The sequence below is a fragment of the Pseudomonas sp. NFACC56-3 genome, from assembly GCF_900100025.1.
GTDB lineage: Bacteria > Pseudomonadota > Gammaproteobacteria > Pseudomonadales > Pseudomonadaceae > Aquipseudomonas > Aquipseudomonas fluorescens_AA.
In genome coordinates this window covers 16,520-31,231 of record NZ_FMTK01000030.1, presented here as the reverse complement: position 1 = coordinate 31,231, position 14,712 = coordinate 16,520, and the positions used below count along the sequence as shown (strand labels likewise).

16 protein-coding genes are annotated in these 14,712 nt (G+C 61.6%); 14 read left to right on the top strand and 2 right to left on the bottom strand.

The window, feature by feature from the left end; genetic code table 11:
- The first annotated feature begins 215 nt into the window (after positions 1 to 215).
- The 5 genes from rplU (at position 216) to BLO80_RS27075 (ending at position 4,109) form a co-directional block, all read left to right on the top strand.
- Entirely contained in the window at positions 216 to 530 is a 315-nt protein-coding gene (gene rplU / locus BLO80_RS27095; RefSeq protein WP_003176051.1) for a 50S ribosomal protein L21, read from the top strand.
- Between the two features lie 35 nt (positions 531 to 565).
- Positions 566 to 823 (top strand): 50S ribosomal protein L27, encoded by a 258-nt coding sequence (rpmA, locus tag BLO80_RS27090; RefSeq protein ID WP_003205738.1) that lies wholly within the window; start codon positions 566 to 568, stop codon positions 821 to 823.
- A 190-nt stretch (positions 824 to 1,013) separates the two neighbouring features.
- On the top strand, positions 1,014 to 2,237 hold the full coding sequence (gene cgtA, locus BLO80_RS27085; protein ID WP_092204229.1) for an Obg family GTPase CgtA: 1,224 nt from the start codon (positions 1,014 to 1,016) through the stop codon (positions 2,235 to 2,237).
- 279 nt (positions 2,238 to 2,516) lie between these two features.
- Complete coding sequence (gene proB, locus BLO80_RS27080) at positions 2,517 to 3,635, top strand: glutamate 5-kinase (RefSeq protein ID WP_092333957.1); 1,119 nt, start codon at positions 2,517 to 2,519, stop codon at positions 3,633 to 3,635.
- Positions 3,636 to 3,644: 9 nt separating this feature from the next.
- The gene (locus tag BLO80_RS27075; protein WP_092333959.1) at positions 3,645 to 4,109 is read left to right on the top strand and encodes a CreA family protein; all 465 of its coding nucleotides are present in this window, start codon (positions 3,645 to 3,647) and stop codon (positions 4,107 to 4,109) included.
- Positions 4,110 to 4,281: 172 nt separating this feature from the next.
- Here the strand turns inward: BLO80_RS27075 and rpsT are convergent, their stop codons facing one another.
- Positions 4,282 to 4,560, bottom strand: a complete 279-nt coding sequence (gene rpsT / locus BLO80_RS27070; RefSeq protein WP_003185593.1) for a 30S ribosomal protein S20 — start codon at positions 4,558 to 4,560, stop codon at positions 4,282 to 4,284.
- A 254-nt stretch (positions 4,561 to 4,814) separates the two neighbouring features.
- On the opposite strand from rpsT, the gene murJ reads away from it, so the two are divergent.
- The 6 genes from murJ to ispH all read left to right on the top strand — a co-directional run bounded on the left by murJ (position 4,815) and on the right by ispH (position 12,355).
- Positions 4,815 to 6,353 carry a murein biosynthesis integral membrane protein MurJ gene (gene murJ, locus BLO80_RS27065; protein ID WP_092333961.1) on the top strand — a complete coding sequence of 513 codons (1,539 nt, stop codon included), beginning with the start codon at positions 4,815 to 4,817 and terminating at the stop codon, positions 6,351 to 6,353.
- 129 nt (positions 6,354 to 6,482) lie between these two features.
- Complete coding sequence (gene ribF / locus BLO80_RS27060) at positions 6,483 to 7,421, top strand: bifunctional riboflavin kinase/FAD synthetase (RefSeq protein WP_175459559.1); 939 nt, start codon at positions 6,483 to 6,485, stop codon at positions 7,419 to 7,421.
- Positions 7,422 to 7,434: 13 nt separating this feature from the next.
- The gene (gene ileS, locus BLO80_RS27055) at positions 7,435 to 10,266 is read left to right on the top strand and encodes an isoleucine--tRNA ligase (RefSeq protein ID WP_092333965.1); all 2,832 of its coding nucleotides are present in this window, start codon (positions 7,435 to 7,437) and stop codon (positions 10,264 to 10,266) included.
- Positions 10,259 to 10,771 carry a signal peptidase II gene (gene lspA, locus BLO80_RS27050; RefSeq protein WP_072411900.1) on the top strand — a complete coding sequence of 171 codons (513 nt, stop codon included), beginning with the start codon at positions 10,259 to 10,261 and terminating at the stop codon, positions 10,769 to 10,771. The genes ileS and lspA overlap by 8 nt, the downstream gene beginning before the upstream one ends.
- Positions 10,764 to 11,201, top strand: coding sequence for an FKBP-type peptidyl-prolyl cis-trans isomerase (gene fkpB, locus BLO80_RS27045; protein ID WP_092333967.1), 438 nt, complete (start codon positions 10,764 to 10,766; stop codon positions 11,199 to 11,201). The genes lspA and fkpB overlap by 8 nt, the downstream gene beginning before the upstream one ends.
- A gap of 206 nt (positions 11,202 to 11,407) precedes the next feature.
- Complete coding sequence (gene ispH, locus BLO80_RS27040) at positions 11,408 to 12,355, top strand: 4-hydroxy-3-methylbut-2-enyl diphosphate reductase (RefSeq protein WP_072411904.1); 948 nt, start codon at positions 11,408 to 11,410, stop codon at positions 12,353 to 12,355.
- Here the strand turns inward: ispH and BLO80_RS27035 are convergent.
- Entirely contained in the window at positions 12,309 to 12,848 is a 540-nt protein-coding gene (locus BLO80_RS27035; protein WP_092333969.1) for a GspH/FimT family pseudopilin, read from the bottom strand. The two genes, ispH and BLO80_RS27035, sit on opposite strands and share 47 nt — an antisense overlap.
- Before the next feature lie 219 nt (positions 12,849 to 13,067).
- On the opposite strand from BLO80_RS27035, the gene BLO80_RS27030 reads away from it, so the two are divergent.
- The 3 genes from BLO80_RS27030 to BLO80_RS27020 are packed head-to-tail and all read left to right on the top strand — an operon-like array spanning position 13,068 to position 14,709.
- Positions 13,068 to 13,541 carry a GspH/FimT family pseudopilin gene (locus BLO80_RS27030; protein WP_092333971.1) on the top strand — a complete coding sequence of 158 codons (474 nt, stop codon included), beginning with the start codon at positions 13,068 to 13,070 and terminating at the stop codon, positions 13,539 to 13,541.
- Positions 13,538 to 13,999: a type IV pilus modification protein PilV gene (gene pilV / locus BLO80_RS27025; RefSeq protein WP_072411909.1), complete on the top strand. Its 462-nt coding sequence runs from the start codon at positions 13,538 to 13,540 to the stop codon at positions 13,997 to 13,999. Before BLO80_RS27030 ends, pilV begins: the two co-directional genes overlap by 4 nt.
- On the top strand, positions 13,996 to 14,709 hold the full coding sequence (locus BLO80_RS27020) for a PilW family protein (protein WP_092333974.1): 714 nt from the start codon (positions 13,996 to 13,998) through the stop codon (positions 14,707 to 14,709). The genes pilV and BLO80_RS27020 overlap by 4 nt, the downstream gene beginning before the upstream one ends.
- The last annotated feature ends 3 nt before the right edge of the window (positions 14,710 to 14,712 follow it).

Below are 14,712 nucleotides of genomic sequence, written 5' to 3'. Positions count from 1 at the left end.
TGCGCGGCATGCTAGGACCCCCACCCAGGCCTGTCAAGGCAAGATGGACGGCTACTTGCAAGGCTCGAACAGCTTGCGTACAATCGCGCACCCTGAACTTCCTGGGCAGCACCTGCCTTACGCAATTGCATCCGGGCCTTCCAGCCCATGCAGCCATGCCAGCCAATACCTCTTCTTATAAAGCGCTGGGTGAGCAGGATTATCGGAGAAATACCATGTCGTACGCAGTAATTGTTACTGGTGGCAAGCAATACAAGGTCGCCCCAGGTGAATACCTGAAGATCGAAAAACTGGAAATCGCTACCGGCGAATCCGTGACTTTTGATCGCGTTCTGTTGGTCGCCAATGGCGATGACGTGAATATCGGCGCTCCAGTCGTTGCTGGCGCTACCGTTGTGGCTGAAGTGATCTCCCAAGGTCGTCACGATAAAGTCCGCATCATCAAGTTCCGTCGTCGTAAGCACCACATGAAGCGCATGGGCCACCGCCAGTGGTACACCGAGATCAAAATCACCGGTATTCAGGCTTAATTTCAGCCTAATTCCTCACTAGGAGAATTGAACTCATGGCACACAAAAAAGCTGGTGGTAGTACCCGTAACGGTCGCGACTCAGAAGCCAAACGCCTTGGCGTGAAGATGTATGGCGGCCAGGCTATCAAAGCAGGCAACATCATCGTGCGTCAGCGCGGCACCCAATTCCACGCTGGCTACGGCGTGGGCATGGGTAAAGATCACACCCTCTTCGCTAAAGTCGAAGGCGTGATCAAGTTCGAAGTAAAAGGCGCCTTCGGTCGTCGTTACGTAAGCGTTATCGCAGCTTAATTGCGAGACCGCTGGAAAAGCCCTGTCTTGCGACGGGGCTTTTTCGTTTGTGGGGTGAGTCTCTTGCAAAACTGTTTGTATGGGCTGTCGGCGCTGCGGTTGGGGCGTGTCATCAGGTCGCTGCGCTCATTTTTGCAAGAGTCTTATGTCTTGTTTTTTTGGCTCGTCCGTATGGCGAGAGGCGTGTGTCATGAAGTTTGTTGATGAAGTATCGATTCGAGTGAAGGCTGGCGACGGCGGCAATGGTTGCATGAGTTTCCGTCGGGAAAAATTCATTGAAAACGGTGGCCCGAACGGCGGTGATGGGGGTGACGGCGGCTCGATCTACATGCTCGCTGACGAAAACCTCAACACCCTGGTGGACTACCGTTACACCCGGCACTTCGATGCCGAGCGTGGCTCCAACGGCGGCAGCACCGACTGCACCGGCAAGAAGGGTGAAGACCTGATCCTGCGCGTGCCAGTCGGTACCACGGTGATCGATTCGGCCACCCAGGAAGTGATCGGCGACCTGACCAAGGCCGGCCAGCGTCTGCTGGTCGCCCATGGCGGCTGGCACGGCCTGGGCAACACCCGTTTCAAATCCAGCACCAACCGTGCGCCGCGCCAGACCACGCCAGGCAAGCCCGGCGAGCAGCGTGACCTGAAGCTGGAAATGAAGGTGTTGGCCGACGTGGGCCTGCTGGGCCTGCCGAACGCCGGTAAAAGTACCTTCATTCGCTCGGTGTCGGCGGCCAAGCCAAAAGTGGCCGATTACCCGTTCACCACCCTTGTGCCGAACCTGGGCGTGGTCAGCGTCGACCGCTGGAAGAGTTTCGTGATCGCCGACATTCCGGGGCTGATCGAAGGGGCTTCCGAGGGCGCGGGCCTGGGGATTCGTTTCCTCAAGCACTTGTCCCGTACCCGCCTGTTACTGCACCTCGTCGACATGGCGCCGCTGGATGAAACCGACGCCGCCGAGGCTGCCGAAGTCATCGTCAACGAGCTGACCAAGTTCAGCCCGGCCCTGGCCGAGCGTGATCGTTGGCTGGTGCTGAACAAGTGCGACCAGATCCTCGAAGAAGAACATGAGGAGCGGGTCAAGGAAATCGTCGACCGCCTGGAGTGGGAAGGTCCGGTCTATGTGATCTCGGCCATCGCCAAAGAAGGCACCGAGCGCCTGTGCCACGACATCATGCGTTACCTGGAAGATCGCGCCGACCGCCTGGCCAACGATCCGGCCTACAAGGAAGAGCTGGCCGAGCTCGACCAGCGCATCGAAGACGAGGCCCGTGCCCAGCTGCAGGCGCTGGATGACCAGCGCGCCCTGCGTCGCAGTGGCGTCAAGTCGGTCCATGACATCGGTGACGACGATTGGGACGAAGAAGATGTGGATGACGAAGACGGTCCGGAAATCATCTACGTTCGTGACTGATCTTGTGCTGGCGTGAAGCCAGGACCTGTGAGCCCTGTGGGAGCGAGCTTGCTCGCGAAAGCGGTCTGTCAGTTGACATAGTCGTTAGCTGACACGCCGCTATCGTGAGCAAGCTCGCTCCCACAGGTTCAAGTGTTTCAGCGCAGTGTTATCATCGCCGGCAAGCCGGTTCCCAAGGCGCCGCTCATTCGAGCGGCGTTTTGGTATCTGTAAACGCAAATACGAATAATCCCATGGGCGGCGCTGGGTCGCGCCGTTCGCTGGCAAAGGTTGAAGATAATGCGGAGCAAGGTGACGGGTGCGCGGCGCTGGGTCGTGAAGATCGGTAGCGCACTGCTGACGGCGGATGGCAAGGGGCTGGATCGCCAGGCAATGGCGGTGTGGGTCGAGCAGATGGTGGCCTTGCATGAGGCTGGCGTCGAGTTGGTGTTGGTCTCTTCGGGGGCAGTGGCAGCCGGTATGAGCCGTTTGGGCTGGACGTCGCGACCCAGCGCGATGCATGAGCTGCAGGCGGCCGCCGCCATCGGCCAGATGGGCCTGGTGCAGGCCTGGGAGTCGAGCTTTGCCGAGCACGGTCGCCATACGGCGCAGATCCTGCTGACCCACGACGACCTGTCCGATCGCAAGCGCTACCTCAATGCTCGCAGTACCTTGCGGGCGCTGGTGGAGCTGAAGGTCATCCCGGTGATCAACGAGAACGACACGGTGGTCACCGACGAGATCCGTTTCGGCGATAACGACACCCTGGCCGCGTTGGTGGCGAACCTGGTGGAGGCGGACCTGTTGGTGATCCTCACGGATCGCGACGGCATGTTTGACGCCGATCCGCGCAATAACCCCGATGCCAAGCTGATCTACGAAGCCCGTGCCGACGACCCTGCGCTGGATGCGGTGGCGGGTGGCACGGGCGGTGCGCTGGGGCGTGGGGGCATGCAGACCAAGCTGCGTGCGGCACGTCTGGCGGCGCGCTCCGGGGCTCACACCATCATCGTCGGCGGTCGGCTGGAGCGGGTGCTGGATCGTCTGAAGGCGGGCGAGCGCATCGGTACTTTGCTGTCCCCTGAGCGCGGCATGCTGGCGGCGCGCAAGCAATGGCTGGCCGGCCACCTGCAAACCCGTGGCACGCTGGTGCTGGATGCGGGCGCCGTGGCGGCGTTGTCCCAGGGCAACAAAAGCCTGCTGCCGGTGGGGGTGAAGTTGGTCCAGGGCAGTTTCCGTCGCGGCGAAATGGTCGTGTGCGTGGCGCCGGACGGTCGCGAGATCGCCCGTGGCCTGGCCAACTACAGCGCCCTGGAAGCGCAGAAAATCATCGGTCAATCGTCTGATGCGATTGTCGGTCTGTTGGGTTACATGGCGGAGCCTGAACTGGTCCACCGTGACAACCTGATCCTCGTCTAAGGAAAAAACATGGGTTTGGCAAAAGGATTGATCGGCTTGCTGCTGGCGGTGCCGCTGCTGGCGTCGGCCGAGGAAATTGGCCAGGTGTCGACGGTGTTCAAGTTTGTCGGGCCGAACGACCGGATCGTGGTCGAGGCATTCGATGATCCCAAGGTGGAGGGCGTGACCTGTTACTTGTCGCGGGCCAAGACCGGCGGTGTAAAAGGCGGCCTGGGCCTGGCCGAGGATCGCGCCGAGGCGTCCATCGCCTGTCGTCAGGTCGGGCCCATCAGCTTCAAGGGTGAGCTCAAGGATGGTGAGGAGGTGTTCCGCGAGCGCACTTCGCTGGTGTTCAAGACTATGCAAGTGGTGCGCTTTCTCGACAAGAAGCGCAATACGCTGGTGTACCTGGTCTACAGCGACCGCGTGATCGAGGGCAGCCCGCAGAATGCGGTGACGGCGATTCCGATCTTGCCGTGGGCTCGCGCTCAATAATCAACACATAGCCCTGTGGGAGCGAGCTTGCTCGCGATGGCGGTACGTCAGTAACAACGATTTGTCTGATGCTCCGCCATCGCGAGCAAGCTCGCTCCCACAATGTTCTGAATGAAGAGTTGCAGGCAATAAAAAACCGACCCTGAGGTCGGTTTTTTAACGAGCGCGTCGCTTAGGCAGCAGCGGCAACGTTCAGGGCCTTTACGTGGCCATTCAGGCGGCTCTTATGGCGAGCAGCCTTGTTCTTGTGGATGATGCCTTTATCGGCCATACGGTCGATAACTGGCACAGCCAGAACGTAAGCAGCTTGAGCTTTTTCAGCGTCTTTTGCGTCGATGGCCTTGACTACGTTCTTGATGTAGGTACGGACCATGGAACGCAGGCTGGCGTTGTGGCTGCGACGCTTCTCAGCCTGTTTTGCACGTTTTTTGGCGGAAGGTGTGTTGGCCACCGTCGAGCTCCTCGAAAGACTTTTTGGGAAATAGCAAACAAAATAGGCCGCGAATCATGCCGATGAGTTGAAGTCTTGTCAAGGGCGGGTGACGCGTTCCGCTGAATGGCAGGTGCTGCGCACCGAAGGATTTCTTTCCGGCGTGCGACCTGTAAACTCGCGGGCTTTGGCTCTGCACTGTTTAGCGGCGCGGAGTATCGCACAAGTGGGCGCGTTGTTCGCCTGCTGTTTATCGACAGGCAAAAACTCTTTTCATGAATCTGCTCAAATCGTTGGCCGCCGTCAGCTCTATCACGATGCTTTCCCGCATCCTGGGGTTCGTTCGCGATACGCTGATCGCACGGATATTCGGCGCCGGGATGGCGACGGACGCCTTCTTCATCGCCTTCAAGCTGCCCAACCTGTTGCGGCGGATCTTCGCCGAAGGCGCCTTTTCCCAGGCCTTCGTGCCGATCCTGGCGGAATATAAAAGCCAGAAAGGCGATGAGGCAACCCGCACATTCATTGCCTACGTCACCGGTCTGCTGACCTTGGTGCTGGCGCTGGTCACGGCCGCCGGCATGCTCGCCGCGCCCTGGGTGATCTGGGCCACGGCGCCGGGCTTCACCGACACCCCGGAAAAATTCCGGCTCACCGCGGACCTGCTGCGGGTGACCTTTCCTTATATATTGCTGATTTCCCTGTCGTCCCTGGCCGGGGCGATCCTCAACACCTGGAACCGCTTTTCCGTGCCGGCCTTTGTGCCGACCTTGCTCAACGTCAGCATGATCGTCTTCGCCGTGTTCCTGACGCCGTACTTCGACCCACCGGTGATGGCCCTGGGCTGGGCGGTGCTGGTGGGTGGCCTGGCGCAACTGCTCTATCAACTGCCGCACCTGAAAAAGATCGGCATGCTGGTGCTGCCGCGGCTGAACCTGCGCGACAGCGGCGTGTGGCGGGTGATGAAGCAGATGCTCCCGGCGATCCTGGGGGTGTCGGTGAGCCAGATTTCCCTGATCATCAACACCATCTTTGCCTCGTTCCTGGTGGCCGGCTCGGTGTCGTGGATGTACTACGCCGACCGCTTGATGGAGTTGCCGTCCGGCGTGCTGGGCGTGGCTCTGGGCACGATCCTGCTGCCCACCCTGGCCAAGACCTATGCCAGCCAGGACCGCCACGAATACTCGCGAATTCTCGATTGGGGCCTGCGCCTGTGCTTTGTGCTGGTGCTGCCGTGTTCCCTGGCGCTGGGGATCCTGGCCGAGCCGCTGACCGTCTCGTTGTTCCAGTACGGCCAGTTCAATGCGTTCGACGCCTCGATGACCCAGCGTGCGCTGATCGCTTACTCGGTGGGCTTGCTCGGGATCATCGTGATCAAGGTGCTGGCACCAGGGTTCTACGCCCAGCAGAACATTCGCACGCCGGTGAAGATCGCCATTTTCACCCTGGTGATGACCCAGTTGTTCAACCTGTTGCTGATCGGTCCGTTGGCCCATGCCGGCCTGGCCCTGGCGATCAGTGCCGGCGCTTGCCTCAACGCCGGGCTGCTGTTTTATCAACTGCGCAAGCAAAAGATGTATCAGCCGCAGCCGGGCTGGGGCAAGTTCGGCCTCAAGCTGCTGGTGGCCGTGGCCGTGATGTCGGCGGTCCTGCTGGGGGGGATGCATTTCATGCCGGCCTGGGGCGAAGGGCAGATGCTCGCGCGTTTCCTGCGCCTGGGTGTGCTGGTGGTCGCCGGTGTGGTGGCGTATTTCGGTATGTTGCTGCTGATGGGGTTCCGCCTGCGCGACTTCAATCGCAAGGCCTTGAGCTGAGGGCGAGCCCTCGATAATCCCGGGCCTGGCAGTGGTTTTGTCGGTTCGATCACTTTGGCGTGCGGTGTTGCCTGTCGTCGGCCGCCGGGTGTGGTTATAATCGGCCACTTTATGAGCAAGAAGCGCGTTATGCAGCTGGTTCGAGGTCTCCACAACCTGCGCCCCCAGCATCGGGGCTGCGTCGCCACTATTGGCAACTTTGACGGTGTTCACCGTGGCCACCAGGCTATCCTGGCGCGACTGCGCGAGCGTGCGCTGGAGTTGGGCGTGCCCAGCTGCGTGGTGATTTTCGAGCCGCAGCCACGGGAGTTTTTCGCCCCGGACACCGCCCCGGCCCGCCTGGCCCGGCTGCGGGACAAACTGCAACTGCTGGCCGCCGAAGGTGTCGACCGGGTCCTGTGCCTGGCCTTCAACCAGCGCCTGAGCAAGCTCAGTGCCGCCGAATTCGTCGATACCATTCTGGTGGATGGTCTCGATGTGAAGCATCTGGAAGTCGGCGATGATTTCCGTTTCGGCTGTGATCGGTCCGGGGATTTCGATTACCTGCAACAGGCCGGTATCGCCCAGGGGTTCACCGTCGAAGCGGCGCAGACCGTCGAGATGGATGGCTTGCGCGTCAGCAGCACCCAGGTCCGCAATGCCCTGGCGGCGGCCGATTTCGAATTGGCCGAGCGCTTGCTCGGCCGGCCGTACCGGATTGCCGGGCGGATCCTGCACGGGCAGAAGTTGGCGCGCCAATTGGGCACGCCGACGGCCAACGTGCAACTCAAGCGTCGTCGTGTGCCGCTGACCGGGGTGTTCCTGGTGAGTGTCGAGATCGACGGCAAGACCTGGCCCGGCGTCGCCAACATCGGCGTGCGCCCCACGGTCCAGGGCGATGGCAAGGCCCACCTTGAAGTACATGTTCTGGATTTTGCCGGCGATCTGTATGACCGGCGTTTGACGGTGGTTTTCCACCATAAGCTGCGTGAAGAGCAGCGTTTTGCCTCTCTGGAGGCGCTCAAGACGGCGATCCATGCAGATATCGCCGCCGCCCGTGCCCTTGTCGCATCCAGCGCCAATCGCTAATGAAGAGCCTTAAATGACCGACTATAAAGCCACGCTAAACCTTCCGGACACCGCCTTCCCAATGAAGGCCGGCCTGCCTCAGCGCGAACCACAGATTCTGCAGCGTTGGGACAGCATTGGCCTGTACGGAAAGTTGCGCGAAATTGGCAAGGATCGTCCGAAGTTCGTCCTGCACGACGGCCCTCCGTACGCCAACGGCACCATCCACATCGGTCACGCGCTGAACAAGATTCTCAAGGACATGATCGTCCGCTCCAAGACCCTGTCGGGTTTTGATGCGCCGTATGTCCCGGGCTGGGATTGCCATGGCCTGCCGATCGAGCACAAGGTCGAAGTGACCCACGGCAAGAACCTGGGCGCGGACAAGACACGCGAGCTGTGCCGTGCCTACGCCACCGAGCAGATCGAAGGGCAGAAGTCCGAATTCATTCGTCTCGGCGTGCTGGGTGACTTTGCCAACCCGTACAAGACCATGGACTTCAAGAACGAAGCCGGCGAAATCCGCGCCCTGGCGAAAATCGTCGAGGGCGGTTTCGTGTTCAAGGGCCTCAAGCCGGTGAACTGGTGCTTCGATTGCGGTTCGGCCCTGGCCGAGGCGGAAGTCGAGTACGAGAACAAGAAGTCCTCGACCATCGACGTCGCGTTCCCGATCGCCGATGAAGACAAGCTCGCCGCCGCGTTCGGCCTGGGCAAGCTGGCCAAGCCGGCGTCGATCGTGATCTGGACCACCACCCCGTGGACCATCCCGGCCAACCAGGCGCTGAACGTCCACCCGGAATTCACCTACGCCCTGGTGGACGTTGGCGACAAGCTGCTGGTGCTGGCCGAAGAACTGGTCGAAGCCTGCCTGGCCCGCTACAACCTCGAAGGTTCGGTGGTCGCCACCGCCCCGGGTTCGGCGCTGGAACTGATCAATTTCCGTCATCCGTTCTATGACCGCCTGTCGCCGGTGTACTTGGCCGACTACGTGGAACTGGGCGCAGGCACTGGCGTGGTTCACTCCGCGCCGGCCTATGGCGTCGACGACTTCGTGACCTGCAAGAAGTACGGCATGGTCAACGACGACATCCTCAACCCGGTGCAGAGCAATGGCGTGTACGTGTCGTCGCTGGAGTTCTTCGGCGGCCAGTTCATCTGGAAAGCCAACCCGGTCATTGTCGACAAGCTGAGCGAAGTCGGCGCGCTGCTGCACACCACCGTCATCGAACACAGCTACATGCACTGCTGGCGCCACAAGACCCCGCTGATCTACCGTGCCACCGCGCAGTGGTTCATCGGCATGGACAAGCAGCCCACCAGCGGTGACACCCTGCGCCAGCGTTCGCTCAAGGCCATCGAAGAGACCCAGTTCGTACCGGCCTGGGGCCAGGCACGCCTGCACTCGATGATCGCCAATCGTCCGGACTGGTGCATCTCCCGCCAGCGCAACTGGGGCGTGCCGATCCCGTTCTTCCTGAACAAGGAAAGCGGCGAGTTGCACCCGCGCACCGTCGAACTGATGGAAGTCGTGGCCAAGCGCGTCGAAGCCGAAGGCATCGAAGCCTGGTTCAAGCTCGATGCCGCCGAGCTGCTGGGCGACGAAGCACCGCTGTACGACAAGATCAGCGACACCCTGGACGTCTGGTTCGACTCCGGCACCACCCACTGGCACGTGCTGCGCGGTTCGCACCCGATGGGCCACGAGAGCGGCCCGCGCGCCGACCTGTACCTGGAAGGCTCCGACCAGCACCGTGGCTGGTTCCACTCGTCGTTGCTGACCGGTTGCGCCATCGACAACCACGCGCCGTACCGCGAACTGCTGACCCACGGCTTCACCGTCGACGAGTCCGGCCGCAAGATGTCCAAGTCCCTGGGCAACGTGATCGCGCCGCAGAAGGTCAACGACACCCTGGGCGCCGACATCATGCGCCTGTGGGTGGCCTCCACCGACTATTCCGGCGAGATGGCCGTTTCCGAGCAGATCCTGCAGCGCAGTGCGGACGCCTACCGGCGGATCCGTAACACCGCGCGCTTCCTGCTCTCGAACCTGACCGGCTTCAACCCGGCCACCGACCTGCTGCCGGCCGAGGAAATGCTTGCCCTGGACCGTTGGGCCGTGGACCGTACCCTGTTGCTGCAACGCGAATTGCAGGAGCATTACGGCGAATACCGTTTCTGGAACGTCTACTCCAAGATCCACAACTTCTGCGTGCAGGAGCTCGGTGGTTTCTACCTCGACATCATCAAGGACCGCCAGTACACCACCGGCGCCAACAGCAAGGCCCGTCGTTCGTGCCAGACCGCGCTGTTCCACATCAGCGAAGCGCTGGTGCGCTGGATCGCGCCGATCCTGGCGTTCACCGCCGACGAGCTGTGGCAATACCTGCCGGGCGAGCGTAACGAGTCGGTGATGCTCAACACCTGGTACGAAGGCCTGACCGAATTGCCCCAGGGCTTCGAACTGGACCGTGCCTATTGGGACCGGATCATGGCGGTCAAGACCGCGGTCAACAAGGAAATGGAGATCCAGCGCGCGGCCAAGGCCGTCGGTGGCAACCTGCAGGCCGAAGTGACCCTCTACGCTGAAGAAGCCCTTAGCGGCGACCTGGCCAAGCTAGGCAACGAGCTGCGCTTCGTGCTGATCACCTCCACTGCCAGTGTCGCGCCGTTGGTGCAGGCGCCGGCCGATGCGGTGACCACCGAAGTCAGCGGCCTGAAGCTGAAGATCGTCAAGTCGAACCACACCAAGTGCGCCCGTTGCTGGCACTGCCGCGAAGACGTCGGCGTGAACCCGGAACATCCGGAAATCTGCGGTCGTTGCGTCGACAACATCAGCGGTGCTGGCGAGGTTCGCCACTATGCCTAACGCAGCGGGCCGTTTTGGACGGCTGGGCTGGCTCTGGTTGAGCGTGCTGGTACTGGTCATCGACCAGGCCAGCAAGTTCCACTTTGAAAGCTCGTTGACCCTGTACCAGCAGATCGTGATCATCCCTGATTACTTCAGCTGGACCCTGGCCTACAACACCGGGGCGGCGTTCAGTTTCCTGGCCGACAGTTCCGGCTGGCAGCGCTGGCTGTTCGCCCTGATTGCCGTCGTGGTCAGTGCCGTGCTGGTGGTCTGGCTCAAGCGCCTGGGACGTAATGAGACCTGGCTGGCGGTGGCGCTGGCCTTGGTGCTGGGGGGGGCGTTGGGCAATCTCTATGACCGCATCGCCCTGGGCCACGTCATCGATTTCATCCTGGTGCATTGGCAGAACCGCTGGTATTTCCCGGCGTTCAACTTTGCCGACAGTGCCATCAGCGTGGGCGCCGTGATGCTCGCCCTGGACATGTTCAAGAGCAAGAAAACCGGAGAAGCCGTCCATGACTGAGCAGCGTATCGCTCAAAACACCGAAGTGAAGCTTCACTTCGCCCTGCACCTGGAGAACGGCGACACCGTCGACAGCACTTTCGACAAGGCCCCGGCGGTGTTCAAGGTCGGTGATGGCAACCTGCTGCCAGGCTTCGAAGCGGCAATCCTCGGTTTCAAGGCCGGCGACAAGCGCACCGTGGTCGTGTCACCGGAAAACGCCTTTGGTCAGCCCAACCCGCAAAACGTGCAGACCATGCCACGCTCCCAGTTCCAGGACATGGAGCTGTCCGAGGGCCTGCTGGTGATCTTCAACGACGCGGCCAATACCGAGTTGCCGGGTGTAGTGAAGGCGTTCGATGACACCCAGGTGACCGTGGACTTCAACCATCCGCTGGCGGGCAAGACCTTGAACTTCGAAGTGGAAATCCTTGAGGTCAAGGCGGTTTGAGATTTAACAGGCAGTTCCTGCTGCCAACCGATTCACTGTGGGAGCGAGCTTGCTCGCGATGACGGAGTCACTTTCAATACAGGGGGGACTGACTCGCCGCCATCGCGAGCAAGCTCGCTCCCACATGGGATCTCCTTGTTTTCGGGCCTTTCGCTCGATCAACAGGCAAGCATTCAATTTCTTGCGCGCAAGACACGAGGCACAGCATGCAAATCAAACTCGCCAACCCCCGTGGCTTCTGCGCCGGTGTGGACCGGGCGATCGAAATCGTCAACCGCGCCCTGGAAGTCTTCGGGCCGCCGATCTACGTGCGCCACGAAGTGGTCCACAACAAATTCGTCGTCGAGGACCTGCGCAGCCGCGGGGCCATTTTCGTCGAGGAACTGGACCAGGTGCCGGACGATGTCATCGTGATCTTCAGTGCCCACGGGGTTTCCCAGGCCGTGCGCAGCGAAGCCGCCGGCCGAGGCCTGAAGGTGTTCGACGCGACGTGCCCGTTGGTGACCAAGGTGCACATCGAAGTGGCGCGCTACAGTCGTGACGGTCGCGAGTGCATCCTGATCGGCCATGAAGGCCACCCGGAAGTCGAAGGCACCATGGGCCAATACGATGCCAGCAACGGCGGTGCGATCTACCTGGTCGAAGACGAGGCTGACGTTGCGGCCTTGCAGGTACGCAACCCCGATAGCCTGGCGTTCGTGACCCAGACGACCCTGTCCATGGATGACACCAGCCGTGTGATTGACGCCCTGCGCGCGCGCTTTCCGGCCATCGGCGGTCCGCGCAAGGATGACATCTGCTACGCCACCCAGAACCGTCAGGATGCGGTCAAGCAACTGGCCAACGAATGCGATGTGGTGCTGGTGGTCGGCAGCCCGAACAGTTCCAACTCCAACCGCCTGCGCGAGCTGGCCGAGCGCATGTCCACGCCCGCTTACCTGATCGACGGTGCCGAGGACATGCAACGCAGCTGGTTCGAGGGCATCGAGCGTATCGGCATCACCGCCGGTGCTTCGGCTCCGGAAGTGCTGGTGCGCGGCGTGATCCAGCAACTGCAAGCCTGGGGCGCAACGGGGGCCGATGAGTTGGCCGGGCGCGAGGAGAACATCACGTTCTCGATGCCGAAAGAGCTGCGCGTGCGCTCCTTGCTTTAATTCCCTTTTCGCACAGCGCCTGTTCGGCTTCGATGCTTTCCAGGCGCACGCGGCCGGAAGGGGCCAGTATCACTTGATGATGGCTGACCGGCCCGCGTCTGGCGCAGACATGCAGTGTGCCTGCCTGGAATGCGCCACTGGGGTGCAGGGCTTCCCCTTGGCTGCCGAACCTCACCCGGTGTTTCACCGGCTGGTTGCCGACCACCCGGGCGCTGGCGCTGCGCTCCATCAGCACGGTCTTCTCCTTATCGTCCAGGGTGATGCGCCAGCCCCGGCCCCAATCGTTGTCTATCCCCCTGAGCACGACCGTCCGGTTGCGCGTGATGGCCTCGCTGCGCGCGCTGCGTAACCCGCTGATCAGCAACTGCGCGGTGTCCTTGCGCTCGATGGATTCGATCAGTTCTTGGTAGCCCGCGTTGGCCCATGGCAGAACAATTGCGGCAATTGCCAGTCCCATGAGCAGTTCGATCAGGCTGAAGCCCTGTTGGTACATGACATCTCCTCCCTGGAGCATGTGAAGTGGTGCGATAGTGCAAGCACTCAGTGTGGCAGCCAGCATGTTGTGGCGAGGGAGCTTGCTCCCGCTGGGCTGCGCAGCGGCCCCAAGATAGCGGCCGCTACGCGCCCGAGCGGGAGCAAGCTCCCTCGCCACAGGCGGTGGTTTGTTCTAGCGTGTAGAGGCAGGTATAGCCGACGGCAACGGAGGGCACCGATGGATCTTCGTACAAAAGGTTTCACGCTGATCGAGGTGCTGGTGGCCCTTGGCGTGCTGTTGATCCTGATTACCATGGCGGTGCCGTCATTCACCGGCGCGCTGCAGAGCACCAAGGCCGACACCGAGGTTGACGACTTGCGTCGGGCGCTGAACTTTGCCCGGCTGGAGGCGATCGACCGTGGTATCACCACGCGCATCCGCCCCACGGCCGAGGGCAGCGTCTGGAGCGGCGAACTGACGGTGTATGACAGTACTGGCACGCCGGCCAATGTATTGCGGGTTGTTCCAGCGATGAGCAGTGGCGCGACTCTGGCGCTAACCTCAGAGGTGAACAACATCGATTTCAACAACCTCGGTGGGCTATCGGCACCGGCCACGCCGGTGAGCTTCAATTATGTACGAGGGGCGCAGAGCAGGACGCTGAGTGTTTGCCTCAATGGAAGAATCGTATTGGGCGGAAGTTGCGGATGAAGGATTGCAGTAAAAGGGCACAGGAGGGCATGACGCTGATCGAGGTGCTGGTGGCGGTGCTGATTCTCGGCGTCGGCTTGCTGGGGGCGGCGATGATCCAGCTCAATGCGCTCAAGTACACCGACAGTTCGCGCATGACCAGCCAGGCCAGCTTCATCGCCTACGACCTGCTGGACCGCATTCGCGCCAACTCCGGTGCCGACTACACCGTCACACCGCCCAGCTCGCCGAACCTCAACGTGGCCCGGGACCAGGACCTCTACGATTTCAAGACCAACATCATCGCCTTCGGCGGCGCCACGGCCACCGGCACCATCGCCCTGAACCAGCGGGTCTACACCATCACCATTTCCTGGGACGACGCCCGGGCCGCCAACACCACCGACGCGGCCGAGGCGCGGCGCAGCTTCGTACTCACCAGCCGCGTCGCCGTGGATCCGCCAGGGACGCCACCATGAACAGGCGTTGCCGGGGATTCGGCCTGATTGAATTGATGATTGCCCTGGTGCTCAGCCTGCTCGTCATCCTGGGTGTCGTGCAGGTTTTCATCGCCGCCAAGAACACCTACATCAGCCAAAGTGCGGCGGCGGTGATGCAGGAGGACGCCCGGTTCGTCCTGAGCAAAATGGTCCAGGAGATTCGTATGGTGGGCATGTTCGGTTGCCTGGGGAACATTACCGATGCTTCCACCGCCAATGACTTCAATGCCAGCCAGATCACCCCGATCCGCTGGGATAACGCCAACCGCCGATTGACCCTGGTGACCGCCGACGTAGGGAGTGGCGGTAGCGCTCCGACCTGGACCGTCGTCTCCGATTGCCGCACCTCGGCGACGGCCTATACCAACGTGCGGCTACCGGCGGCGGGGCAGTTGGCCTTCCCGATCCGCCGGCTGGTCTACAGCTTCAACAACAACCAACTGCTGCTGGGCAGTGGTGCCGGCAACCCGACCTTGTCGGTGCTGGTGGACAACGTGCGGGCGTTCGACGTGACGTTTGGCGTAGCCGGTAGCGCGACGGATATCGCGGCGTCGAGCTATACGAGCAATCCGCCTGACCCGGCACTGATCCGCAGCGTGCGCCTGACCCTGACGCTTTTTGATCCGAGGAACGCAGTGCGCGAGCAGACCTTCAATGTGGTTGCCGCCTTGCGCAACCGGTTGCTATGAAGG